This window comes from Amycolatopsis sp. NPDC059657 (genome assembly GCF_042734395.1).
GTDB lineage: Bacteria > Actinomycetota > Actinomycetes > Mycobacteriales > Pseudonocardiaceae > Amycolatopsis.
In genome coordinates this window covers 13805-39412 of record NZ_JBHWEB010000015.1, presented here as the reverse complement: position 1 = coordinate 39412, position 25608 = coordinate 13805, and the positions used below count along the sequence as shown (strand labels likewise).

The window sequence follows — 25608 nt, the reverse complement described above, 5'->3', positions numbered from 1 at the left end:
GTCGCTCGACCGAGTGCCCGCCTGACGTGTCCGGCCGTTTCCAAGGAGCATTCCCTCTATGCACGATTCCATGACCGGGTCCGCCTTGCTGCGCGAATGTGTCGCTGACCTCATCGGTACAGTTCCCGAAGAGGTCGATCTCGAACTCAGATTCGCGGAACTGGGTGTGGAATCCCTCGGAGCACTGAGATTGCGCCGCGCTTTGGCCGCGAAAAGCGGGGTCGAGATCCCGCTCACCGCATTTCTCGGCGAAAACCCGGCAAAAGGCGTGGTCGATTTCCTGACCGCCTCCGACGCGGTCACCGCAGTGATGCCCGTCACCTCCGTCGCGCGGGTCGAACCAGGTGAACCCGTAGTACTTACTCCGGTGCAGGCCGCATACTGGGCTGGACGCGGCGGGGACTTCGCGCTCGGCGGTGTCGCCACGTTCTGGTATCACGAATACGACCGCGCGACCGGTGACCTTGATTCACTCGAATCGGCGTTCAGCGCGCTGGTGGCGCACCATCCGATGTTGCGCACGACCATCGGCCGTGACGGATTCCAGCGCGAGCAGAGCCAAGTGCCCGAATTCCGGATTGCGCGGACTGATTTGCGCGGAATGCGGATCGATGAGGCAGATCGCGCGCTGGCGGAATTGCGTGAACGGCTTTCCCATCAGGTACGCGCGCCGCACGAATGGCCACTGTTCGACATCCGTGCCGCGCTGCTGCCCAGCGGCGGGGTACGCCTGTTCGTCGGCTTCGACGTACTGGTACTCGACTTCGCCAGCTGGCGGCTGCTGATGACGCAGTGGGGGAGTGTCGCGGCCGACCCGGCCGCGGAGTTGCCTGCGACCCCGGTCCAGTTCCTCGACATCGTGCGTTACCGCGAGACCGATCCAGCGCACCTCGCCCGGCGTGATCGTGACCGCGCCTATTGGCTCGAGCGCGTGGACCGGCTGCCAGACGGTCCGCGGTTGCCGCTGGCCGTCGAGCCGGGGTCGATCACCAAACCGCGTTTCCGCCGCCGGAGCTGCTATCTCGACGCGCCGCTCTGGGCGCGGTTGCGCGAGCGTGCCACCGAACACGGGCTCAGCCCGACGTCGGTACTGCTGGCGGCGTTCGGACTGGTGCTGCGCCGGTGGGGCGCGAGCGAGCCGTTCGCGCTCAACGCGACGCTGTTCGACCGGCCCGAAGACGTGCCGGGTGTGCACGAGCTCGTCGGCGACTTCACCACGACGGCACTGGTCGCGATCCCCGTCGAGGCGCCGACATTCACCGGGTATGCCCGTGAGGTCAACGCGACACTCTGGGATGCCATCGACCACCGGTCGTTCACCGGTGTGGAGGTGCGGCGCGAGCTGGGCACGAGCTACCCGGTCGTGTTCACCTCCGGGATCGGCATCGGCGACGGCACGACGCCCACCGGCTGGCTGGGCGAGGAGGTCTTCGGCGTCTCGCAGACTCCGCAGGTACTGCTCGACCACCTGGTCTGGGAGGAGGACGGTGCGCTCCGCCTGACCTGGGACGCCGTCGAAGCCGCGTTCCAGCCGGGATACCTCGACGGCCTGGTCGCCGCCCAGCACCAGTTGCTGCGGACCCTCGCCGAGGAGGCCGGCGCGTGGACAGCGGCGGACCTGGGCTGGGACCCGATGTTCGGCAGGCCGCAGCTCCTGGATGTCACGCCGTTCGGCGCGGAATGCGGCCCGCTGCTGGACGACCCGCTTCGCCTGGCCGCGGCGCGGCAACCCGGCCGTCCCGCGGTGATCGCCGCGGACGGCTCCCTTTCGCACAGCGAGCTCGCGGCGCGCGCCGACGGGCTGGCGGCGTCACTCGCGGGCCGCGGCGTGTCGCCGGGTGATCTCGTGCTGATCGCGCTGCCCAAGTCCGCCGACCAGATCGTCGCGGTGCTCGCGGTGAACCGGTGCGGCGCGGGATATGTCCCGGTGGACCCGGCCTGGCCTGCCGCCCGGATCGAGGCGGTGTGCGGGCTGGCAGGGATCAAGCACGCGGTCGCCGCGGACGGCGTCCCGCTGCCCGAAGGTGTCTCGGCGTCCACTGTGGACGGTGAGGGCGTGTCGCCGCGGGTGCGGGCGAATCCGGCCGACCTCGCCTATGTCATCTTCACCTCGGGTTCGACCGGCGTGCCCAAGGGCGTCGCGATCGAACATCGGCAAGCGCGCACGACGATCGACGACATCACCGACCGGTTCGCCGTCACGGCGGCGGACCGGGTGCTGGCGCTGTCCGCACTGAGCTTCGACCTGTCCGTCTACGACGTCTTCGGCGTGCTCGGCGCGGGCGGGGCGGCGGTGCTGCCGGATCCGCTGCGCCAGCGCGACCCACAGCACTGGTGTGAGCTGATCAGCGTGCACGGGGTGACGGTGTGGAACACCGCGCCCGCGTTGCTGGAGATGGTGGTGGAGTACGCAGAGGCCGACCCGGTGGCGGCGCGGCAGCTCGGTTCGCTGCGGCTGGCGATGCTGTCCGGTGACTGGATCCCGGTCAGCCTGCCCGACCGGTTGCGCGCGCTCGTCCCCGGTGCGCGGGTGCAGAGCCTCGGCGGCGCGACCGAGGCCTCGATCTGGTCGATCACGTATCCGATCGGCGAGGTCGACCCCGGCTGGCCGAGCATCCCGTACGGCAGGCCGTTGCGGGCGCAGAGTTTCCACATCCTCGACGAGGACGGCCGGCCGTGCCCGGTCGGGACGACCGGCGAGCTGTTCATCGGCGGTGATGGCGTCGCTCGCGGCTATATCGGAGATCCCGAGCAGACGGCCGCGAGGTTCGCCGTGCATCCCGTGCTGGGCCAACGGCTTTACCGCACCGGCGACCTTGGCCGGTGGCGTTGTGACGGCACCATCCAGTTTCTCGGCCGGACGGACCGGCAGGTCAAGGTGCGCGGGCACCGGATCGAGCTGGGCGAGATCGAGGCGGCGCTGGACCGGCTGCCCGCGGTGCGCCAGGCCGTCGCCGCCGCGTCGCCGGGGCCGGACGGGCGTCCGCGCTTGGTCGCCTATGCCGTACTCGCCGAACCACTGGCGGACGCCGAGCGGGTGCTGGCCGCACGGTTGGCGGAGTCGGTGCCGGACTACATGGTGCCGACCCGGTTCGTGCTGCTGGACGAGCTGCCGGTGACGGACAACGGCAAGGTCGATCACAAGGCGCTGCCGAACCCGTTCCGTGTCAAGAAGACGCGGCTCACCGAGGTGGTGCGGACGGTGCTCGGCGACGCCGATCTGTCCGCTGGGCTCATCGCGGCGGGCGCCAGTTCGCTGGACGTCGTCCGGCTGGCGAACGCGATCGAGGACGCGACCGGCAAGCGCCCGTCCTTCGCGGAGCTGGTGGCGTACCCGTCGATCGAGGAGCTGGTGCGTCAGGAACTCGGGGAGCCCGCGCGGGATGTGGTGCTCCCGCCACCGGTGGTGCCCGCCGATCTGCCGAGCACGGGGGACATGGGGTTGGCGCTGCGGCTGGAGCGCCCCGACGGGCGTCCGCTGGCGGACGCGCTCGTCGATGCCGGGCGCTGGCTGCGTGACCTGCAGGCCTGGGCCGAGCGCAGCGGCTACCACGTGCAGGACACGGTGCTGCCCGGCGGACGGGATCTGGTCGAGGTACGGCTGCGCGCGGCAGAAGCCGTGTCCGGCCCGTTCCCGCTGACGGAGATGCAGCTGGCGTATCTGGTCGGCAGGGCGGACGCGTGGCTCGGCGATGTGGTCGCGCCGCACTACTACACCGAGGTCGACGTCGCCGACCTCGATCCGGGCCGGTTGACCACGGCGCTGCGCACGGTGGTCGCCCGCCATCCGATGCTGCGCGCGTCGGTCACGCCGGACACTCTGCAGGTGGTGTCCCCGGAAGTCCCGGTGACGATCGAGGTCTTCGATCTGCGCGGGAATCCGGACGAGCTGGCGCGGATGCGCGAGGAGCGTTCGCACCGGGTGCTCGACCCGGCGCGGGGCCCGATGCTCCACGTGGCGGCGAGCAGGGTCGACGAGCGGATGTGGCGAGTCCACTTCGGACTCGACCTGCTGTTCTGCGACGCACAGAGCGCGGTGCTCCTCGTCGATGAACTGGTCACGGCCTACCGTGACCCGGCGCTACTGCCGCCGGTTCCACGGGCGACGTTCGAGCAGTGGGTGACAGGAAGCCGCGAGGTGCCGAAGGAAGCGCGTGAGTACTGGCGGCGCGCGGCGGCGGAGATGGCCGACGGCCCCGCCTTGCCGATTCGCTCGCCAGGACCCGGCAACGTGCGCTTTACCAGGCGTCACGCCGAAATCGGCGCGAGCCAGTGGGAAGCCTTGTGCCGCAACGCTCGCCGCCACGGTGTGACCCCGACCGGCCTGCTGCTCTCGGCGCTCGCCGACACTGTGCGCGCGGGCGGTGGCGGGGACCGATTCACCCTCGTGGTCACCTCGTTCGACCGGCCTGCCGGGCACGAAGGCGTGATCGGCGACTACACGTCGACGCTGCTGCTGGACGTCGACCGGGCGGCCGGGACGGTGGCCGACCGGGCGAAGGCCGTGCAGCGACGGCTGCTGGCAGATCTCGAACACGGGGCGGTGCACGGCAACGAGGTGCTGCGCGAGCTCGCCGCGCTCCGCGGCGGCCAAGTGCTGCTTCCGGTGGTGTTTTCGAGCGGCCTCGGCAGCACCCGGACCGCGGACGGCGACTCCGCCGACGCGTCCCGGCTCCTGTCGCGCTTCGGCCGCACGGACTACGCGATCAGTCAGACCCCGCACGTCGTGCTGGACTGCCAGGTCTTCGAGGCCGACGGCGCTTTGCGCATCAACTGGGACGCGGTGGACGCGGCATTCCCCGGCGGCTACCTCGACGAGCTGTTCGCCGCTTACCTCTCGGCGATCGAGGCGACGGACTGGGATCAGACGGATCCCGCCGGGCTTGACGGCCGTGACCTCGCGCGAGACCCGGTCCCGGTCGACCGCGGCGTGCCGCGCCAGCGCACCGGAGCCGCGGATCCGGCCCTGGAGCGGCAGATCGCCTCGGTGCTCGGCCGCTTGCTGGACGTCCCAGCTACGCAACTGGACCCGGCGCGGCTGTTCTTCGAACTCGGCGCCACGTCCTTGACCTTGGTGCGGGCGCATCGGGAGCTGGCCTCACTGCTGGACCGGCCGATCACGGTGCTGGACCTGTTCGCGCGGCCGAGCATCCGGGAGCTGGCGGGGCATCTGTCACCGGGCGCGGTTCCCGCAGCCGATGACGACCTGCTCGCCGCGGCGCGCTCCCGCGGCCGGGACCGTTCGCGGCGGGCTTCTCTCCGGTAAGCCGCTTCCCACTGAATAGCGCGGCGCATTTCCTGCTGCCACGCGCGTCGCATATGTGCCATGACGTCGTTCAATCGAATCGAAGGAGCGAACGGACGGTCGTGACGGAGGGTGTCGCCTCGGTACTCCGCACCTGTCGAAGGGGGTGGGATGATCGACCAGAGGCCGGGGCGGACCCCGCATTACGTCACTCGGCGGCAAGCCGGGCGAGTCGCTCTCGTTGTTCGGGGTGGGAAAGAAGCAGCGTCGTGGGGACGACTTTGCCGTCGCGGATCAGCCATTCCGCCGACAAGCCAAAAACCGGTTTCCGATTTCCAAGAATGAGGTTTATTCAAAACGGCTTGACAATATCGACGATAATTTCCGAAAAATCGCTTTATTGATACAGGCCCGTCCTGCGTGTCATGTGGGCAACGGCCTTTCCGGAGTGATATTGATTGCGGTTACCATGCCAACAATCGAATCGCGAGGAAAGGCCGTTGCGATACCATCGCACTACTGCTGTCGACACCGTGTCCTTTACGGACTGAGGGTGCTCAGCGGCCGAAGTCCTGGGTCCAGTACCAACCCTGGGTGGCGACGCCGACGCCCACATTCTTCAACGAGCACTCGAGGATATTGTGCCGATGGCCATCGGATGCCATCCACCCCTGCATCACCTGGGCGGCCGAGGTGTAGCCCATCGCGATGTTCTCCGCGGCGGGGTTCGGGTAGCCGGCCCTGACAGCGCGCTGGCCGAAATCGCTGCCATCGAGTGAGGTGTGCGAGAAGTAGTTGCGCTTGGACATATCGTCACTGTGCCGCTGCGCGGCAAGTGCGAGCCGGCTGTCGTTGCCGAGCGGCTTACAACCCACCTTCGCGCGCTCCTTGTTGACAAGTGAGACGACCTGATCGCCGAGCGAGGAGGCATTGGTCGACTGCCCGGCGGCGAGCGCGCCGCCCGAAGCGACCGAGCCGCCGACCAGGAAGCTGACCGTAAGAAGAAGCAGTCGCTTACTCATGCTATTTGTTTTCATGGCGCGAAAATTAACACCTCAAATCTGATGTGACGAGTAAATTGAGCCAATTTGCGCATTTTTCTGATTGTGCCACCGGTTGCACAATAGGCCGCGGGCGATCGCGGCTATTCGCAAGTGGTAGCTTGCATGACCGACTCCGCGCTGCTCCACGTGTGGCAGCCGTTGCCTGTGTGGCCGAACCAGTCATGGCCGAACTCGTGCGCGGCGAGCAGCGCCTTGTCTCGCACGTTGCTCATCCACAGGATGATCTTCACGCCCCCGCTCTGGTTGCAGCCGACGACCACCCCGCCGCCGCAGCCCTGAATGTTGCTGTTGGTGCATTCGACCGGCGTGCCGCCGCCTTCGGTCAAGTTCTTCCATGCGGCCGCACCCTTTCGGATAGCGTCCTTGTAGGAATTGCAGGAACTGGTGATGGTGTAGGACTTCTTGCTCGGCGTGTTCCACGGCATGGCCTCCGTGCCGTCCACGCTGCTTGGCTTGGGTGCCATCATGGACTCTGCTTGACCGGTCCTGGAGCGTAGGAGCTGCGCTGGATCTCCTTTGAGCTCCGGGTTGGCGGCCGACGCCGCGCCGCCGTCGAGCGCGACGCCGGTCTGACTGGGCGTGCCCATGAACGTCATCGCCGTGACCGCGGTGACGGCGATGACCAACGGAAGGTAACGGGAGAAAGCCTTTTTGAGCATCCGACGTTCCTTACTCTGCGGGCGGAACATGACGATGTGGAGCGTGCATTGGCGGCGGTCCGGGTGGCTACCTGAAATATTCGGAAAATGGCCGTGGATTCACGAGTGCGGTGCTGCCCCGCACGGTGAGTTTCGGTGCGATCAGGCGAGTCTCGGTGAGCACCCGCCCCGCCAGGCGCTCCAGTGACATTTCGACCGCTATCGTGCCGAGATCCCCGGTGGGGATCGCGACGGTCGTGAGCGAGACGAGGTGGTTCTCCGCCATGCTGTCCGGGCAGACGGCAACCACGGAGATGTCCGCGGGGATGCGGCGGCCACGGCGTCCGAGGTCGGCCAGCACAGCGGACAGTACGGCCTCGTTGTGCACCACCAGGCCGGTGAGCGCGGGGTCGGATTCGAACAGTTCGTCGAGGCAGGCGCTGACGGCGTCGTAGGAATGGGCGCACGGCCGTGAGCTCACCCGCACGCCGCAGTCGGCCGCGCTGGCTTCGAAGCCCCACAGGAACCTGGTCGCGTAGCTTGTGCCGCGCTGGTAAACGGCAGGGGACGGGCCGACCAGCGCGATCGCCCGGTGACCGAGCTTGGCCAGGTGCGACACGCACTCCGAGCCTGCCGCGGTGAAGTCGAGGTCGACGCAGGTCAGGCCGGTCGGAGCGGTGGGCACGCCGATCAGCACCGCCGGTCTGTCCAGTGCGACCAGCATGGGCACCCGTGGGTCGTCGGCCTCGACGTCCATCATGATCAATGCGTCCGCGAGCGCGGAGGAGGCGACGCGCTGCAGTGCGGCGGGTCCCTCGTCCTGGGTGATCAGGAGCAGGTCGTGGCGATGTGCCCTGGCCGTCAGCGCGACCGAGGCGACGAACTCCATGACCACGGTGACGTTCTGGTCGGCGCGCAGCGGGATCACCAGTGCCAGCACGTTGGTCCGGCTGCTGGCGAGCGCGCGGGCGCCCGCGTGCGGGTGATAGCCGAGCTTGCGGATGCTTTCTTCGACCAGCCGCCTGGTCTTCGGCGAAATCGATCGCTTGCCGCTGATCACGTAGGAGACCGTGCTCGGGGCGACACCGGCCGCATTCGCGACGTCCGTGATCGTGACCATTGACGTCACCCTCTCGCAGTTGTCGAATCGCATCGACAACTGCGACCGTAGGTCACGCCGCCATCCGGCGCAATGGCGAAGATCGGGTGCGACGCTAACTTTAGGGAAAACCCTCGTTCGAAACCGTTGAACGTTGGATCGTGCATGGCTACGCGTAGGCGTCTGGCAAGTTATTCCAGGTAGAGCGCACTATGAGGTGGATCTTGCATGAGTGCTTGACCGCGCGGTAACGTGGATGCAATAGTTTTTGTACCTTCTTGTCGTCGATCAAGAACTTCGTCGAGGCAATCGAATCGATTCGATAATTTCAACTTTCCTTGGAGGCCGGTTCATGCGTGGATCCCGGATTCGGCGAGCACTGCTGCTACCGCTCGTCGCGTCGTTGATCGCGCCGTTGCCCGCTCTCGCCGACGCGCCTCCCGTCTTCCGTGATCCGGCGGCGCCGCTTTCCGCCCGCCTCGGCGACCTGATCTCCCGGCTCACGCTGGACGAGAAGATCTCTTTGCTGCACCAGTACCAGCCAGCGATCCCCCGGCTGGGCATCGCGAAGTTCAAGACCGGCACGGAGGCGCTGCACGGCGTCGGCTGGAGCACCGACAACGACCACAACGGCGCTGTCGTCTTCGCGGACGGCACGGTGTTCCCGCAGGCGCTCGGCCTGGCGTCCACTTGGGACCCGGCGCTGATCAAGCAGGTCGGCGCCGCCGTCGGCCAGGAGGCGCGCGGGTTCAACGCGCGCAACCCTGGACTGTGGAGCTTGAATCTCTGGGCTCCGGTGGTGAACCTGTTGCGTGATCCGCGCTGGGGTCGCAACGAAGAGGGCTACTCGGAGGATCCGTACCTGACCAGCCGGGTCGCGACCGCCTACGGCCGCGGCATGCAGGGCGACGATCCGCGCTATCTCCAGGCCGCGCCCACCTTGAAGCACTACCTGGCCTACAACAACGAGGTCGACCGGACGACGACCAGTTCCTCGGTGCCGCCGAAGATCCTGCACGACTACGACGAGCAAGCCTTCGGCCCGACACTGCGCGCGGGCGCCGCGAACGCGCTCATGCCGTCGTACAACCTGGTCAACGGCCGCCCGGCCACGGTTTCCCCCGATCTCAACGCGGTCGTGCGCACGTGGGCGCCGCAGGACGTCGCCGTCGTGAGCGACGCGGGCGCGCCGTGGAACCTGGTCGACTCGGAGAAGTACTACCCGACGAAGCCGGCGGCCGCCGCCGCGATGATCAAGGCGGGTGTCGACAGTTTCACCGTGGACGACACCAACGGCTCGATCACCACGACCGCGGTCAAGTCGGCGCTCACGCAGGGGCTGCTCACCGTCGCCGATATCGAGAACGCCGACCGGCACCTGCTTTCGCTGCGGTTCCGGCTCGGCGAGTTCGACCCGCCCGGCCGTAACCCGTACGCGAACATCACCCCCTCGGTGATCAACTCGCCGGAGCACCGCGCACTCGCGCGCAAGTCGGCCGCCGAGCAGATGGTGTTGCTGCGCAACGACAAGAACGCGCTGCCGCTCGACGCGGCGAAGAACAAGAAGGTCGCCGTCGTCGGCCCGCTCGCCGACACGCTGTACGAAGACTGGTACGGCGGCACGATGCAGTACAAGGTCACGCCGTTGCAGGGCATCAAGGAGCGGCTCGGCGCGGGCGGCACGGTCGCGTCCAGTGAAGGTGTCGACCGGATCGCGCTGAAGGACCCCGCGACCGGCAAGTACCTCACCGCGTCCACCGACCCGGCCGGCGCGAAGCTCGCCGCGAGCGGCACCGGCGCGGGTAACGCCGAAGCGTTCGACGTCTTCGACTGGGGTGCGGGCAAGCTCACCCTGCGCACCGCGGCCAACGGCAAGTACCTGTCCTATGTGGGCGGTGCGCTGGTGAACAACGCCGCGCAGCCCAACGGCTGGTTCGTCCAGCAGCAGCTGAAGCTCAACTCGCAGCCGGACGGCACCTATGTGCTGGAGTACGCCGGGAACGAGGTCGGGCAGCCGTGGTTCGGCCCGAACAGGTTCGCGGTCGTCGGTGCGGACGGTGCGCTCACCATCGGCGCCGCCGACGTGGCGCACGCGACCAAGTTCTCCCGCGAGGTGCTCCACAGCGGGGTCGACGCCGCAGTGGCCGCCGCGCGGGGTGCGGACACCGCGGTGGTCGTGGTCGGCAGCATGCCGTTCATCAACGGCCGCGAGGACAACGACCGCACCGGCACCGAGCTCGCCCCGGCGCAGAAGGCGCTGGTGGAGGCCGTGCAGAAGGCCAACCCACACACGGTCGTCGTGGTCGAGAACAGCTACCCGACCAGCGGCTGGGACGCGCAGTCCGCGCCGGGTCTGTTGTGGACGACGCACGCGGGCCAGGAGACCGGGCACGCGCTGGCCGACGTGCTCTTCGGCGACCACAACCCCGGCGGCCGGTTGACCCAGACCTGGTACCGCTCCGACGCCGAGCTGCCGGGCATCCTCGACTACGACATCTCCAGGACCGGTATGACCTACCAGTACTACCGGGGAAAGCCGTTGTACCCCTTCGGTTACGGCCTGAGCTACACCTCCTTCCGTTATGGCGGTGTCCGCGTCGACCGGCCGGTCGACGACGCGGCAGGCACGGTCGAGGTCAGTGTCGATGTCACGAACACCGGGGACCGCGCCGGCTCCGACGTCGTCCAGCTGTACTCGAGCGCTCGGGATTCGCGTGCGCAGCAGCCGGTCCGGCAGCTGCGCGCGTTCGAAAAGGTGACGCTCTCGCCGAAGCAGACGAAGACCGTGCGGTTGCGCGTTCCCGTGGCCGACCTGGCGTTCTGGGACGTCACGCGCGGCAAGTCCGTCGTCGAGACCGGTCGCTACGACTTCTCGGTCGGCCACTCGGCGACCGACATCGCCCAGAGCGTCGGAGTCTTCGTGCAAGGAGAACACATCCCCGCCCGCGACCTCGGTGCCAAGACGGAGGCGCAGAACTTCGACGACTACCGGGGCGTCACGCTGACCGACACAGCGAAGGACGCCGGAACCTCCGTCGCGGCGACCGCCGGAGGCTGGCTCGCTTTCAAGGGTGTCCAGCTCGATCCCGGCGCACGGACCTTCATCGCCTCGGCGTCCAAATCCGGCAGTGGCACGGCGAGGATCACCGTGCGGCTCGACGATCCCGTGCGCGGCAGGGTGCTCGGCACGGTCGAAGTGGCAAGCACCGGGGACAAGTACACCTTCACGAAGATCGGCGCCGAACTGGCGCGAGCAGGCGGACGGCACGACGTCTATCTCCAGTTCGACGCGCCGGTCACCCTCTCGTGGTTCCAGCTGACGCGCTGATCCCCCGACACTCGGAGGCGAGCCTTACGCCGCCGGCCCGCCTCCGAGCCAAGTTCCGCCGCTCCGAACCCGAAGTGGCGCGGTTGATCCCGGCATCGAAGCCCGGGAAAGGAGAAGTGATGCGGAAACTTTTGAAGCTCGTGCTTGCCCCGGCAATCGTGCTCGCCATGGTCGCGGCCACGGCCGCGCCCGCTCAGGCAGCGGCGTGGTCGTCCTCGGACAAGTTCGGAAGCTGGTCCAGCGGTGGCTACACCGTGCGCAACGACGTCTGGGGCTCGGGCGCGGGCTCCCAGACCATTTGGGCTGACTCCGGTAGCAAGTGGGGCGTCACCGCGAACCACCCCAATACCGGTGGAGTCAAGGCCTATCCGCACTCGTCGAAGAACGTCGGCAGGTCGCTGAGCAGCTTGAGCTCGGTCAGGAGCAGTTTCGGCGTCTCGGCGCCAGGCGGCGGTGCGTACACGACCGCCTATGACATCTGGGCGGGTAACAACGCCTACGAGATCATGCTGTGGATGAACAAGCAGGGCGCGGTCGGGCCGATCGGCAGCAAGCAGGCCTCGGTCAGCGTCGGCGGGCACTCCTGGGACGTCTACAAGGGCAGCAACGGCGGGAACGCGGTGTTCTCCTTCCTGCGCAACGGAAACACCAACTCCGGTTCGGTCGACATCCTCGCGGTGCTGAAGTGGATCAAGAGCAAGGGCTGGTTCGGTGACGTGACGCTCGGCGAGGTCCAGTTCGGCTTCGAGATCACCTCGTCCTCCGGTGGGCTCAAATTCACCACCAACAACTACTCCGTGTCTTCGAGCTGAAGGACTCGTGAGTGTTGCGGGCGGTTCTATTGAGGGGAAGGGTAAACGTGACACCTCAAGGATGAAGCGTTAATCCGGCTCACCCTTGAGGCGAGGGGCTTCAGACTCACGAACGTGGCTTATGTAACGGTCAGCGTTACATAAGCCACGTTCACGGGTCCTTTGTGGACATCCAGCGGCTATCATTTTGTCCCACTACGTCGCTTTTGCGTGCTTTGGCGGGCTGTCGGGGCGTTCACGTGGTCAGCCAAGCCGAGCGGGAGACGCCACATTTGGGTTTCCCCACAATAGCCGCCCGCAACACTCACGAAGCGAGGGGGAAACGCTGCTCGGGTCACGCCACGGCCGTCTCACCGAGTGAGCGCCTCCAGGCGAGCGGCCACGGCGGCCGGGGTCGGCAGCATCCCGATCTCGACCTGGGCCCGCTCGGCCGCCAGCCGCAGTCCGTCGTCCGCCACCAGCTGTGCGAGCAGTGCCGCGCTCACCTCGTCTCGCGCGCATGTCAGTCCGGCGCCGTTGTCGGCCACCGCTTCGGCGTTGGCGTACCGGTCGGTGCCGTCCGGCAAAAGCAGCTGGGGGATTCCGTTGGCCAGTGCCGCCATCGTCACCCCGGAACCGCCGTGGTGCACGACCCCCGTGCAGCGGGTCAGCAACGAGCCGAAGGGAAGCCACCGCTCGGCCCGGACGTTCGGCGGCAGCGGGCCGAGCCCGGCCGGATCCACCCCCGCCGCGACCACGAAGTCCGCGTCCACTTCCGCGGCGGCCGCGACGGTTCGCCCGAACGCGCCAGCCCCGTCGTTCGACGGGATCTCCGTGCCGAGGGTGATCGCGATCCGGGGGCGGCCGGTCCGCGCGGGACCGACCAGCCATTCGGGCAGCGGTCCGCTGTCGTGCGGCACGTACCGCATCGACCAACCCGCCGGGCGTCCGCTGAGCATGCTCGGCGGCGCGACGTCCAGGACGATCCGCTCCGGCAGGCCGCTCGCGCCGTGCCGGTCGAAGTCGTCCTTCAGCAACTCGTAGTACCGCTCGGTCAGCCCGGTGGTGCGGATGAAGCCCCACAGGTGCTCGACCGCGGGCACTCCAAGCCGGGCCGCGGCGATCAAGCCGCCGACGTTCATGGGGTCGTGCACGATCAGGTCCGGCCGCCACGATTCGGACGCCCGCACCGTCTGGTCCATCCCGAGTCGCGCCACGACGGCCACCCGTTCGGCGACATCCGCGAGACAGCGCACGCTGGGCGTGTACGCCGGTAGCACCGCGAGCTGCTGCCGGAAGCCGTCGTTGATCTCGTCGGCGGTCATCTCAGGAGCGAAGTCGAGGTACGGCAACCCGCACTTCTCGGCGGCTGCGAGGCTCCGCCCGCCGGTGACCACCAGCACTTCGTGGCCGGCGCCGCGAAGCGCCCAGGCAAGCGGGACCATCGGGAGTAAATGTCCCATCCCGGGTGAAGCGGCAATCAACACGCGCATGGGTGCGTTCACTCGAACCTCCGAAGTTGTTTCGCCGCGCTCTTAGCAGCCTTCAAGTCAATCTTCATGTCGCAGGTCAGACCTTTCGGGCGGCCAATCTTCCGCTCGTTATAGGTGAGATTCCGAAGGTCTACCAAGGACTGTCCATCTGCGACACTTTACAGAAGATTTTCGGCAGGCTCCACGCTAGGGCGTCAACCCCTGTCCGGCGAGTTGTACCTGCCAACACATTCGTCTGGACCCGAACGGAGCTGTCACGTTCCATATGAGACAGACGTGACCGGACGGCGCCTGCAAGTCTTCCTGGACCTCGCAGAAACCGCGGTCTTCGCTCGTGGGGGATTTCCCTTACCATTTCGCACCAGCCCGCACTGCCCCACGCAGGCGAACGTCATGGGGCAGACTGTGCAGTCGAAACGATCTGGCTGGCCCGTCACAATAAGGCGACTGTGTCGCAGAGTCGCAAAACGGTGCCAGGAATGGTCGGCACGAAAGCATTGTGTGGAAGGCGGGGGCGGCGGCGAGCCTGACTGAGTCGTGTTGCCGAGGTCGCAACCATAACCTTGCACTAGCCGGTCGTGACGACCGCGCACCCCATGCCGCCCCCGCCGGGATGTCTACCGGCCTGCGGGGTGCCGCCATCGCCGCCCCGGACATCAACAAACCCGAGTCGCTCCAACGATTCGCTTTGTCTTCATCGCGAGTAACGGAAATCCGCTCGCGACTCTCTTTGGGGTTCCTCGCGAAGACGCGAAAGGAAGTGCTGTGTCCAGAGGTTTCATCCGGGCGGTTATGTTGTCGCTGACACTGACGGCGCTCGGACCTGCTCGACCCGCGGTCCTGGACCAAGTCACCGCAGCCGGTGTTCGCCACCAACGAGCAGATCAGGCAGTACGGGCCGGGCCACAGCTCGTTCACCGTCGCCGAAGACGGCAAGACCGACGTGCTCGTCTACCACGCCCGCGACTACCGGGACATCACCGGCGATCCGCTCTACGACCCGAACCGGCACACCCGAGTCCAGCAGCTGCACTGGAACGACGACGGCACGCCGAGCTTCGGCGTTTCAGTCGGCAAGGGCGGGCCGATCGTCCGGCTGTCACCGCTGGACTCGCCGAACGTGTATGTGCGGCACTACGAGTACAGGCTTCGGGTGGACGGCAACGTCCGCGAGGTCGCGGATTCGCAGTTCCGTATCGTGCCGGGATTCTCCGGCGCGGGCAGTGTCGCGCTGCAGTCTGTCAATTTCCCTGACCGGTACGCACGGGTGGCGGATTCGGTGACCGTGCGGATCGATCAGAATGATCAGAGCGACTCCTACGCCCGTGCGGCCAGCTTCGTCCAGGTGACCGGCCTGGCGGACAACCGCGCTGTCTCGTTCCGGCAGGCCGGTGATCCTGCCGCCTACCTCGCCCACGACAACGGCCGGTTCGTCATCGCCCGCCCCGCCGCCGCGCAACGTGACCCCCAGCGTGCGAGTTTCTGGCTCAGCTGAACGGAAAAGACTCGTGAGTGATGCCGACGGTTCTTGCCGTCGGCATCACTCACGAGTCTTGCCCTGGCCTGACTGGGACAGCCGCGTCATGATTTCTCGTCGGTACTCGGCTTCGGTCCGCTCGATGTGGTTCCGGGCCGCCTGGCCCGCGCGGTCCGCGTCGCCGGCCTGGATCGCGGCGAGGATCGCGGCGTGCTCCTTGTTGGCCAGGTCGTAGTTGGCCGCGAGGTAGGTGGGCAGGCCGAGCCGAGCCGTCTGTCGTTGGGCGTGGCGGCATTGGGCGACCGCTTCGCTCAGGAACGGGTTCTGGGCCGCCGCGGCCACCGACTCGTGGAACCGGTCGTCGGCACGGCCGTAGGCTTCAAAGTCGCCTGCCTCGAAAGCGCCGACGCAGTCGGCGACGGCTTCGCGCATGTCCTTGAGCTGGAGCGGGGTCGCGCGCGTGGAGGCGAGCCTGCTCGCTTCGACGTCGATTAGCTTGCGGAACTCGAAGAGCCGGTCGACGTGTTCAAGGTTCGTCGGCAGGTAGAACGTGGGTTGCCGGGCACCGCCCAGCATGCTCGTGCCGTCGGCCACGTAGAGACCTCGCCCTTTGTGTGCGGTCACCCGCCCGAGCGCGGAGAGGATCTTGATCGCTTCGCGCACGACCGAACGGCTGGTGTCGAGCTGCTGGGCGAGGTCGATCTCCGTGGGCAGCCGGTCGCCCGCATGGAGATTCAGGCGCTCGATCAGCTCCAGGATGCGTTCGGCGGCGACTTCGTAGCCTGGCCGGTAGGCACCGCCGTCGGTGGACATGTTCCCCCTTGGCATCGGAGACGCTCGGATGCAAGTTACCTTAACACTTTTCTCGATGAGTCGTACTTAAGACGGGTGAAGCTTCGGGCGATGATGATCTCTCTGTCGCACTATTACCCGCTGTCAGCAATGAATTCCGGTCATCGTGCTTCGTTGGACACATGCTCGTAGCCCAATCGATACTTGACCGCCCCCGGAATGAGTACGCATTATGTCGGCGAGTGACGACGCTCATCTGAGCGCCGGTCCGGTGAGCGGAAGGCGAGACGATGTCTCTACGGCGGAACGCGGGTCTCCGGCAGGGGCGCCTGCGCCGGGCCGTCGCTGGTTCGGCGGTGGTGGTCGCGGCGGTACTCGTCGCAGGGTGCGGCGGCGGCTCCGAGGGCGGGGCCCAGGCCGACGGGTTCACGCAGGCGAAGCAGAGCACGACCAAGGAGTTGACCGTCTGGGTCGACTCCACCCGCCAGGCGGCCGCGGCCGCCTACCAAAAGGCGCACCCGGACGTGAAGCTCGACATCGTCACCTACGACGGCGACGCGAACGGCTCGAACTTCCTGCAGACCAAGGTCCAGCTGTTCAACCGGACCGGGAGCGGCTGGCCGGACGTCGTGTGGAGCACTCAGACCAACGAAACCGCCTGGGCGGCCAAGGGCGACAACAAGTTCACGGCCCCGCTGAACAAGGGGCTGGTGCCGGACGCGACGCTGTCCGGCTTCGCCAAGGGGTCACTCGACACCTGCACGGTCGACGGCACGGTCTACTGCCTGCGCAACGATCTCGCGCAGGTCGTGCTCTGGTATGACCAGCCACTGATGGCGCAGTTCGGCTACACCGTGCCCACCACCTGGGAGGAGTATGAAACGCTCGGCAAGCGCGTCGCCGCCGAGCACCCTGGTTACAACGTCGGCGACATCGGCGACGCGTTCGCCCCGGAAATCTACTTCTGGGCGAGCAAGTGCCCGGTGAACACCTTGACCGACGCGACGACCCTCAAAGTCGACTCCGCCGCGCCCGAGTGCACGCGAATGGCATCGCTGATCGACACCCTGCACCAGGCCGGTTCGATCACCAGCACCGGCGTGTTCTCCAACGACTACGCCAAGTCGCAGGCGGCCAAGACCCTGATGCTGCCAGGTCCGTCCTGGTTCGGCGGCGCGCTGTTCAAGGACACCTTCAAGACCCCGGGTGGCCGGATCGCCGTCGGCCCCGCCCTGCACTGGGCGGCGGACAAGGACCAGCCGGTGACCGGAAACGTCGGCGGCGGCACCTGGCTGCTTTCCTCGCACAGCACGCATCTCGACCTCGCTGTCGAGTTCATGACGTTCATGACGACCGACGACGCCTACCAGGTCGAGCTGGCCCCCGGGTACCCCGCGTTCAGCGCCGCCGCACAGGGCTGGCTCAAGAAGCAGGCGTCGAGCGGATATTTCGCGGGGGACATCGGCCCGCCGATGATCGACGCGGCCACGCGGGTCTGGCCAGGCTGGGGTTCACCGAGCTTCAGCCAGGAGAAGATCTGGGCTTCCACCATCACCCCGGGAGTGACCGCGGGTAAGACGATCACCTCGCTGCTGCCCGACTGGCAGACCTCGATCATCAACTACGCAAAGGCCAATGGCTACCGGATCGGGCAATAGTGGCCCAGTCGGCCCCAGGTGGGCTCGCCTCAACCCCAGGCCGGGACAAACGCCGCAACGCGCTCGGATGGTCCTTCGCCGCGCCGTACACCGTTCTGCTGGCGCTCTTCGGCATCGTGCCGACCGGTTACGCGCTCTACCTGGCGTTCACGACATCGGAAGCGGGCTTCGCGGGGTTCGGCAACTTCGTCGCGACGTTCACCGATTTCCGGTTCGCGGCCGCTGTCGGGCATATCGCGATCTATCTCGGGTTCTGGCTGGTCAGCCTGACCGTGCTCACCGTCGGGCTGGCGCTGGTGCTGTTCCACCTGCGATCGGCAAGGCTGAGCCGGTTCGTCCGGTTTCTCTACTACCTGCCCGGCGCGCTCGTCGGCGCTTCCAGCGTGCTGCTGTGGCTGTTCATCCTCGACCCCGCCGTGAGCCCGGTGTCCTGGTTGCTGCGAACACTGGGATTCGACCGGTTCGGGGAGGTGATCGCGGTCGGTAATCTGCCGGTGCTGTTCACGATCATCGCGTTCTGGACCGGCGCGGGCGGCTGGATCGTCGTGCTCTACGGGGCGTTGAACAACATTCCTGGCGACATCATCGAGGCGGCCCGGATCGACGGGGCGTCCGCACTCCAGATCGCCCGTCGGATCGAGCTCCCGATGCTGCGGAAATGGGTTGCTTACATGGTCATCCTCGCCTTCGCGGGTGGCTCGCAGCTGTTCGTCGAACCTCAGCTGCTGTCCCAGGCGAGCCTCGGCGTGATCAGCAACGACTACAGCCTCAATCAGCTTTCCTACACCTTCGCCTTCCAGACCGGGGACCTCAACGGCGCCGCGGCCCTTTCGGTGGAGCTGCTGGTGGTCAGCCTGGCCGCGGCCGGGATCTTCGTGACGTGGTCAGGATTCTTCGATGCGGACTGAGAAAAGCCACGCGGGCGGGATCGCCGCACGCCGACGGCAGCGGCGTCGTCCGCCGGTGCTCGCCGGCCTGCTGCTGACCGCGTTCGCCGCGTTCTTCGTACTGCCGGTCGGCTGGCTGCTGCTGGCGACGACGAAGACCGACGAGCAACTGCTGAACGGCAACCCGTTGTCCTTCGGTTCGCTCAAGCAGCTCAAGGAGAACTTCACCGCGGTGATGTCCTTTCAGGACGGGCAGCTGTGGACCTGGCTCGGCAACTCGCTGTTCTACTCCTTCACCGCGTTGGCCATCACCCTCGCCGTCAGCATCCCGGTCGGCTATGTGCTGGGACTGGTGGACTTCCGGTTCCGGAAGCCCTTGCTGGTCACCACACTCGTGGTGATGCTCATGCCGGCGACGACACTGGTCATCCCGCTGTTCCTGGAGACGAACGCGCTGGGCCTGGCAGGCACGGCGTGGTCGGTTATCCTGCCGTTCTCCTTCTACCCGTTCGGGGTATACCTCACCTATATCTACTTCTCCACCGCTGTCCCGTCCGCCCTGCTCTCCGCGGCGCGCATCGACGGCTGCACCGAATGGCAGGTGTTCACCAGGATCGCGGTGCCGCTGGCGAAACCGATCGTCGCGCTCGTCGGATTCTTCGGGTTCGTGGCCAACTGGACCAACTTCTTCCTGCCGTACGTGATGCTGCCTGGCAGCGACCAGTACCCCGCCCAGGTCGGCCTGGCCCAGCTGCTGACCTCGGTGCCCTCGTTCAATCCCACGGTCGGTGCCGGGTTCGAGGTCACCCGCCCCGAACTGGCACTGGCCGCGGTGCTCGCCGTCGCACCCGTGCTGGTCGTGTTCATGTTCGCCCAGCGCACCCTCGTCTCCGGCATGCTCGCCGGCGCCACCAAGGAGTAGGCCCTGATGTCGACGTCCTCCAGCCCGCTTGCGCCCGGAGCGGCGGTCACGGCCACCGTCCCGGTCTTGGCGCCGCCCCCATGGGCAGTGGCCGAACGCGCCCTGTTCGACCGTCTCGAGGAAGCGTGGCGGCGCTTCCAGGAGGTCTACACCGACGAACGCGGCAGGCTGCGCTACCCCGGCGAACTGTCCACACGCGACGGTGGTGACGACTTCTACGAGGCGTTCTTCAACTGGCCTCAGCTCTATCTGCTCGGTGGCAGCACGGAGATACTGCGCGCGGCCGCCAGGCACTGGCGCGGCGTCACCGACCAGCTCACCGAGCTCGGCATTGTCCGCGACGACTTCGAACGCGGCTACGACTGGTTTCACCAGGGGGAAAGCGCTCTCCTGTTCTACGGCCTCACCGTCGCCGACCCGGAGACGTGGGCCGGGCACGCCCGCCGGTTCGCCGAGCTCTATACCGATCCCGCGCACGGGAACTACGACCCGGCACGCCGGGTCGTACTGGGTGCCCACAACGGGACCGACGGCGCCGATCGCGGGCTCTTCGACGGCTCCCAATACCCCTGGACGCAGACCGAAGCCGACACCTACGGCTACCCGCTCGACTGGCTGCCCGGCCGCGCCGCGAGCGGGGGACCGGACGGCGACCCGCGCCTGGGGGAGGAGATGGCCCGGCGCCTCGGACACGGCGACGTCGCGATGAACATGTCGATCAGCGGCCTGGTGCTCAACGCGTGGCTGGCCACTGGCGACGAAGCCTTCCGCGCGTGGGTGATCGACTATGTCGACGGCTGGCGCAAGCGCGCCGAGGCCAACGACGGGGTGGTGCCGGACAACGTCGACCGGCGCGGAGTCGTCGGCGGGGACCTGGACGGCCGCTGGTACGGCGGGCACTACGGCTGGACCTGGCCGCACGGGCTCTACAGCGTCGGTCAGGCCCAGGCCGTCGCGTCGCTCGCGGCTGCGTTGGCGACGGCCGACGACAGTTACCTGGACATGGTCCGCACCACCCACGACCACGTCTACGCGCTGGCCCGCGATCTCACCCTCGCCGAGAGCGACACCTCGGTGCGGCGCAAGGCCGCGGCACTGCTCGGACCCGACGCCGACCGGCCGACTTCGATGATCCCGCTACGGCACAGCGACCGTGGCCCGCACGACTGGAACCCGCCGTCGCTGACCGTGCCGATGGCGCTCTGGATCCACTCCGGACTGCCGGACGACCGGGCCAGGCTGGAGCGGCTGAGGGAACGTTCGGGCCGTGACTGGCGAGCTGTCCTGCCGTTCCGGGACAAGGAGGAAGGCGGCCACGAGGCACCCTGGTTCGCTTTCCTCACCGGGGACAACCCCGGCTACCCGGAGCGAGCACTGGCCGCTGCCGAGCACCAGCTCCGGCGACGGCTCGCGCTGGTCGGCGCGTACCCCGGCGAAGCCGTGCGAGAAGCCGACATCCACCTATGGCAGCAGGTGAACCCGGTGGTCACGGAGATCCTCACCCAGCTCACCTGGGGCGGTCCGCAGGTCGTCTACAACGGCGGGCATCCGCAGGCCAGGGTCCGCTACTGGGACGCGAAGGACGGACGGCCGGGCTTGCCTGCCGATGTGGCGGCGCTGGTGTCCGACGTAGAGCCCCAGCACGTCGTGGTGGAACTGGTCAACCTCTCCGTGTCCGCCGAGCGGGTTCTCGTGCTGCAGGGGGGCACGTTCGCCGAGCACCGGCTCGACGCCGTCGAGGCCACCCAGACCCCGCCGGACCCGGGCTGGCCCGGCGATTTCTACGCCTACGAGTCAGCACCGCCCGCTCCGATCGAACGCGCCGTACCGGTCGGCGATGGCGTCCGCTACCTGACGGTGACTCTTCCGCCGAGCACCCGGATCCGGCTGACCATCGCGATGACCCTGCGTGCGTTTCCCCCGACCCTCGACGCGCCGGTATTTTCCCACTGGAACGGAGTTCAACGGTGAACCTAACCGACTCGAGTCCCGGAGGTACCGGGCGGAGACGCCGCGGCGCCACGATCGTCGCGCTCGTGGCACTGGTCGCGGGGACGGGCTTCGCGCCGTCCGCGTCCGCGGCCACCGGATCGACGCTCTACGTCACGCCGACCGCACACGGCGACGCGTGCACCCGGCCGTCACCGTGCACGGTGACGGCCGCTCAGCAGAAGGTGCGTGATGGTGCCGCGGGCGGCGACATCACGGTGCTCGTCGGAGACGGCACGTACCGGCTGGACGCCCCGCTCAAGTTCGACGACCGCGATGGGGGTGCGGCCCGCAAAGTCACCTGGCAGGCGGCTCCCGGCGCCCGCCCGGTGTTCAGCGGCGCCAAGAAGGTCTCCGCGTGGGCGCTGAGCGATCCGGCGAACAACGTCTATGCCGCGAAGGTCGGTACGGGTTTCGACAGCCGCCAGCTCTACGTCGACGGCGCGATCGCCCCGCGGGCGCAGCTCGTCGTGCCGCGCGACAAGATCGCCGTCACCGCGACCGGGTTCACCGTCAAGGACGCGGCTCTCGCGTCGACGCTGCAGAAGGTGAAGACGCCGAAACGCGTGGAGCTGGAGGCGGTGCTGTCGTTCACCGACCGCTTCGCGCCGGTCGAGTCCGTGAGCGGGACCACGGTGACGATGCAGCAGCCGGCGTGGAATAACAACACCTACGGCTACGACACCCTGCAAAGTCCTTTCGGTGGCCCGATCTTCACTTTGCAGAACGCCCGTGAGTTCCTCTCCGCCGAGCGGCAGTGGTTCCTCGACACGGTCGCGGGCGTCCTGTACTACAAGCCTGCTGCCGGGCAGTCCATGGCGAAAACCGACGTCGAGCTTCCTCGCCTCGAGTCGCTGGTGCAGGTCTCGGGCACGCTCGTCAAGCCGGTGCGGAACCTGAACTTCACGGGCCTCACCTTCACCGGGACGTCGTGGCTGGGCCCCGGTCGCAGCACCGGATACGCCAGCCAGCAGACCGGTGGATATCTCGCCGAAGTCCAGCCGACGCGGCCGGCCGACGCGTTCACCTCGTGCGCCGTCGGCTGTCCCGGATTCGAAGCGGCGCGCCCGAACTGGAGCATGATGCCGGGCTCCGTGCAGGTGTCCGCGGCCACCAACGTGACCTTTACCGGCAACACCTTCACCAACCTCGGCTCGCAGGCGCTCGGCATCGGCAACGACGCCAACGCGCACGCGTCCGGCATCGGCCTGGCAGCGCAGGACATCAAGGTCACCGGGAACACCTTCGCGCAGAACGCGGCGGGCGGCGTCGTCGTCGGCGGGATCCGCAAGGACGCCCACCACCCGGCCGACCCGGCGATGACGGTCAAGAACATCACCGTCACCAACAACTCGGTGCACGACAACGGGATGGTCCATCGGGACATGGCGGGGATCTTCTCCACCTACGTCGACGGAATCACCATCGCGCACAACGAAGTGTTCAACATGCCCTACAGCGGTATCGCTGTCGGCTACGGCTGGGGAATGTGGGATCAGGGCGGCAGTCCGAACTACCGCGCGCGAGGAACCTACGACTTCGGGACGCCCGCCTACACCACCCCGACGACGGCCCGTAACGCGCGAGTCGAGGCGAACTACCTCCACAATGTCATCACCGAGATGAACGACGGCGCATGCGTGTACACCCTCGGATCCATGCCGGGTTCGGTGCTCGACGGCAACTTCTGCCGGGACAGCCTGGCACCGAAGTCGGCGTACTCGTTCGGATTCTACTTCGACGAAGGCTCCCGGTTCTGGACGGCCACGGACAACGTGTTCCTCCGGACTCGGCAAGCGTTGCACGCCAACGCGAACGCTCCCGCCGGATACACCACCGGTGACTTGACCGTCGACTCGACATACGCCAGCGCGAACGTGGCGTTCGACGATCTGAACCGGGCGCCCAACAGCCGGGTCACCAACACGATCGCGATGGGCGACGAGCCACCCGCCGCCGCGGCGGCCATCATCTACAACGCGGGAATCCCGCGTGCCCAGCGGTCCGGCGCGGACAGCTTCCGGCCCGCGCTGGGTGTCGACGTCACCCCGGCGAGCATATCGGCCGCGGCAGGTGGGGCCATCACAGCGAAGGTCGCGCTCACGAATCTGGATACGACCGCTTCGCTGAAGTCGTTGCGGGTGACGGTGAGTGCGCCGGAAGGCTGGAAGGTCACCGGTCCCCGAAAGCTTGCTCGCAGTCTCGAAGCGGGTGTGTCGATGACCGTGCTGTGGACTGTCACCGCCCCGGCGGAGTTCTCCTCGCTGGACCCCGCGAAGGTCACTGTCGGCATCAACTATGTCAGTCAGAAGCAATTGTTCCTGACGACGAGGGCGGTGTCGATCACCCCGGTCAGTCCGGCACGGTGATGTTCGACCAGTTCAAGGAAAGTTCAACCGTCCTGGTGTTTTAACGTTGTGAGGGCAGGGTCGTCGCGTAGCGGCGGCCCTGCTTTCGTTGCTGGGTTTTAGGCTTTCGGTGTTGGGCGGATGATGCGATGCCGGGCCGCGGGGGTGGATAGACGCCCTTTCGGGCGGCCTGGGCAGGGCTGTGAGGGTTTTCGCGGTTTCGCTGGGGACCCTAGCCGGGGGTGAAGTGCCCTAAACCCGCGTTTGACCCGCAGAGGACTCAGCGGGCCCCGTCGTTCCCAAGCGGTGGCCGCCTCCATGCCAAAAACCACCCACACCCGACGTTAAAACACCAGACCGTCCTCGCTGCCACGGAAAGCGTTCCGCAAAACGATGAAATGCTTGCATGTCAATCGGATAGACCTTGTGTATGCCGATGAACTAGCGTTCGGCTTGCTGGCAGTGTCCGGACGGCGAGTCGCGCGATCAGTCGAGCGCTTTATGCGGTGAAGTGGTCGTCGCGATGCTCTCCCTTGAACATTCAGGAAGTGAGACGATGACTTTGACTCCCCGTAAGGTTCTGTCCGTGCTGGGTGTGACCGCCGCGATCGCTGCTGGGTTGAGTCTTGGTGGTGGTATGGCGGCGGCGGCTCCGCCGAAGTGCACCGCGGTATTGAAGCCGGGCTTTGGCTGCCTCGCTTTCAACAACAAGACAGGGAATCCCGCGGTGCGCAGTATCAGGATCGACGGGACCTGTATCCCGAACCTGGTGCCGGGTAAGACCAGGTATGTGACGGGCTACGCGATGGGGGGCTATTCAGAGGTCAACTGGATCTGGCACACCGGATCGAACTGCAATGGCGGGACCGAAACCGACCGTGGCGGGATCGGTGGCTGGAGCAATTTGGACAAGAAAACCAGCTACTTCACCGTCACGTTGATCAACGTCTAGCAGGCGTTCGGGCTGTTTGGAAAGTGAGACGATGTTTTCGACTTCCCGTAAGGTTCTTTCCGTGGTTGGTGTGACTGCCGCGATCGCTGCTGGGTTGAGCTTTGGCGGTGGTATGGCGGCGGCGGCTCCGCCGAAGTGCACCGCGGTATTGAAGCCGGGCTTTGGCTGCCTCGCTTTCAACAACAAGACAGGGAATCCCGCGGTGCGCAGTATCAGGATCGACGGGACCTGCATCCCGAACCTGGTGCCTGGTAAGACCAGGTACGCCACGGGCTACGCGGTCGAGCGCATCCTTCGAGCTCACGACTGGGTCTGGTACACCGGATCGAACTGCGAGGGCGGCACCGTGACCAACGCTGCGGTGAGCGGATGGAGCGGTGTGGACAAGGACAATTACGTCACCGCCACCGCGGTCAACGACTGAGCGAGCGTTTCACCCTGTTAGCTGCTGTGAAATCCTTAGGAAGTGACGAAATGCTTTCGACCACGCGTAAAGTTCTGTCCGTGGTTGGTGTGACCGCCGCGATCGCCGCCGGGCTTAGCCTTGGTGGCGGCACGGCGGTGGCGGCTCCGCCGAAGTGCACCGCCGTATTGAAGCCGGGCTATGGCTGCCTCGCTGTCAATAACAAGACAAGCGATCCCAGGGTGCGCAGCCTCCGGTTCGAGGGGCACCTGTATCCCGGATCTTGCTGCCAATAAGAGGTATGCGACGGGCTTCGCGATCATGGGCTCCGATGTAAAGAACAATCCGCTCAGCGACTGGTTCTATTACACCGGATCGAACTGCGAGGGCGGCACGCGAGTCGGCGGGGTCGGGTTGCGTGACTGGAGCCGCGTGAACAAGGACAACTACGTCACCGTCACCGTGGCCAACAGCTGAGTGACTCGTGAGTGTTGGGGGGCGGGGGGTGACGGCGCCGCCCAG

17 protein-coding genes are annotated in these 25608 nt (G+C 67.0%); 12 read left to right on the top strand and 5 right to left on the bottom strand.

Annotated features, from left to right (window positions below; genetic code table 11):
- The first annotated feature begins 58 nt into the window (after window positions 1–58).
- Window positions 59–5266 carry an amino acid adenylation domain-containing protein gene (locus ACFV15_RS10785; RefSeq protein ID WP_378349995.1) on the top strand — a complete coding sequence of 1736 codons (5208 nt, stop codon included), beginning with the start codon at window positions 59–61 and terminating at the stop codon, window positions 5264–5266.
- A 536-nt stretch (window positions 5267–5802) separates the two neighbouring features.
- Here ACFV15_RS10785 and ACFV15_RS10780 read toward each other — a convergent pair.
- From ACFV15_RS10780 to ACFV15_RS10770, 3 genes are all read right to left on the bottom strand, one after another.
- A complete protein-coding gene (locus tag ACFV15_RS10780; protein WP_378349994.1) occupies window positions 5803–6267 on the bottom strand; it encodes a CAP domain-containing protein in 465 nt (154 codons plus the stop codon).
- A 122-nt stretch (window positions 6268–6389) separates the two neighbouring features.
- On the bottom strand, window positions 6390–6968 hold the full coding sequence (locus ACFV15_RS10775) for a hypothetical protein (RefSeq protein WP_378349993.1): 579 nt from the start codon (window positions 6966–6968) through the stop codon (window positions 6390–6392).
- Between the two features lie 67 nt (window positions 6969–7035).
- The gene (locus ACFV15_RS10770) at window positions 7036–8067 is read right to left on the bottom strand and encodes a LacI family DNA-binding transcriptional regulator (protein ID WP_378349992.1); all 1032 of its coding nucleotides are present in this window, start codon (window positions 8065–8067) and stop codon (window positions 7036–7038) included.
- A 331-nt stretch (window positions 8068–8398) separates the two neighbouring features.
- On the opposite strand from ACFV15_RS10770, the gene ACFV15_RS10765 reads away from it, so the two are divergent.
- Both ACFV15_RS10765 and ACFV15_RS10760 read left to right on the top strand, forming a co-directional pair.
- Complete coding sequence (locus tag ACFV15_RS10765; RefSeq protein WP_378349991.1) at window positions 8399–11374, top strand: glycoside hydrolase family 3 C-terminal domain-containing protein; 2976 nt, start codon at window positions 8399–8401, stop codon at window positions 11372–11374.
- 119 nt (window positions 11375–11493) lie between these two features.
- The gene (locus ACFV15_RS10760) at window positions 11494–12186 is read left to right on the top strand and encodes a hypothetical protein (protein WP_378349990.1); all 693 of its coding nucleotides are present in this window, start codon (window positions 11494–11496) and stop codon (window positions 12184–12186) included.
- Between the two features lie 350 nt (window positions 12187–12536).
- Here ACFV15_RS10760 and ACFV15_RS10755 read toward each other — a convergent pair whose 3' ends face one another.
- Complete coding sequence (locus ACFV15_RS10755) at window positions 12537–13610, bottom strand: glycosyltransferase (protein WP_378349989.1); 1074 nt, start codon at window positions 13608–13610, stop codon at window positions 12537–12539.
- 871 nt (window positions 13611–14481) lie between these two features.
- Here ACFV15_RS10755 and ACFV15_RS10750 point away from each other — a divergent pair.
- A complete protein-coding gene (locus tag ACFV15_RS10750; protein ID WP_378350060.1) occupies window positions 14482–15153 on the top strand; it encodes an AbfB domain-containing protein in 672 nt (223 codons plus the stop codon).
- Window positions 15154–15198: 45 nt separating this feature from the next.
- Here the strand turns inward: ACFV15_RS10750 and ACFV15_RS10745 are convergent, their stop codons facing one another.
- Window positions 15199–15948, bottom strand: a complete 750-nt coding sequence (locus ACFV15_RS10745; protein ID WP_378349988.1) for a FadR/GntR family transcriptional regulator — start codon at window positions 15946–15948, stop codon at window positions 15199–15201.
- Between the two features lie 269 nt (window positions 15949–16217).
- On the opposite strand from ACFV15_RS10745, the gene ACFV15_RS10740 reads away from it, so the two are divergent.
- The 8 genes from ACFV15_RS10740 (at window position 16218) to ACFV15_RS10705 (ending at window position 25563) form a co-directional block, all read left to right on the top strand.
- Window positions 16218–17585, top strand: coding sequence for an ABC transporter substrate-binding protein (locus ACFV15_RS10740; RefSeq protein ID WP_378349987.1), 1368 nt, complete (start codon window positions 16218–16220; stop codon window positions 17583–17585).
- Entirely contained in the window at window positions 17585–18493 is a 909-nt protein-coding gene (locus ACFV15_RS10735) for a carbohydrate ABC transporter permease (protein ID WP_378349986.1), read from the top strand. The genes ACFV15_RS10740 and ACFV15_RS10735 overlap by 1 nt, the downstream gene beginning before the upstream one ends.
- Window positions 18483–19394 carry a carbohydrate ABC transporter permease gene (locus ACFV15_RS10730; RefSeq protein ID WP_378349985.1) on the top strand — a complete coding sequence of 304 codons (912 nt, stop codon included), beginning with the start codon at window positions 18483–18485 and terminating at the stop codon, window positions 19392–19394. The genes ACFV15_RS10735 and ACFV15_RS10730 overlap by 11 nt, the downstream gene beginning before the upstream one ends.
- A gap of 6 nt (window positions 19395–19400) precedes the next feature.
- Entirely contained in the window at window positions 19401–21365 is a 1965-nt protein-coding gene (locus tag ACFV15_RS10725; protein ID WP_378349984.1) for a hypothetical protein, read from the top strand.
- On the top strand, window positions 21362–23752 hold the full coding sequence (locus tag ACFV15_RS10720) for an NEW3 domain-containing protein (protein WP_378349983.1): 2391 nt from the start codon (window positions 21362–21364) through the stop codon (window positions 23750–23752). Before ACFV15_RS10725 ends, ACFV15_RS10720 begins: the two co-directional genes overlap by 4 nt.
- 565 nt (window positions 23753–24317) lie before the next feature.
- Complete coding sequence (locus ACFV15_RS10715; protein WP_378349982.1) at window positions 24318–24683, top strand: hypothetical protein; 366 nt, start codon at window positions 24318–24320, stop codon at window positions 24681–24683.
- 70 nt (window positions 24684–24753) lie between these two features.
- Window positions 24754–25107 (top strand): hypothetical protein, encoded by a 354-nt coding sequence (locus ACFV15_RS10710; RefSeq protein ID WP_378349981.1) that lies wholly within the window; start codon window positions 24754–24756, stop codon window positions 25105–25107.
- A gap of 300 nt (window positions 25108–25407) precedes the next feature.
- Window positions 25408–25563: a hypothetical protein gene (locus ACFV15_RS10705; protein WP_378349980.1), complete on the top strand. Its 156-nt coding sequence runs from the start codon at window positions 25408–25410 to the stop codon at window positions 25561–25563.
- The last annotated feature ends 45 nt before the right edge of the window (window positions 25564–25608 follow it).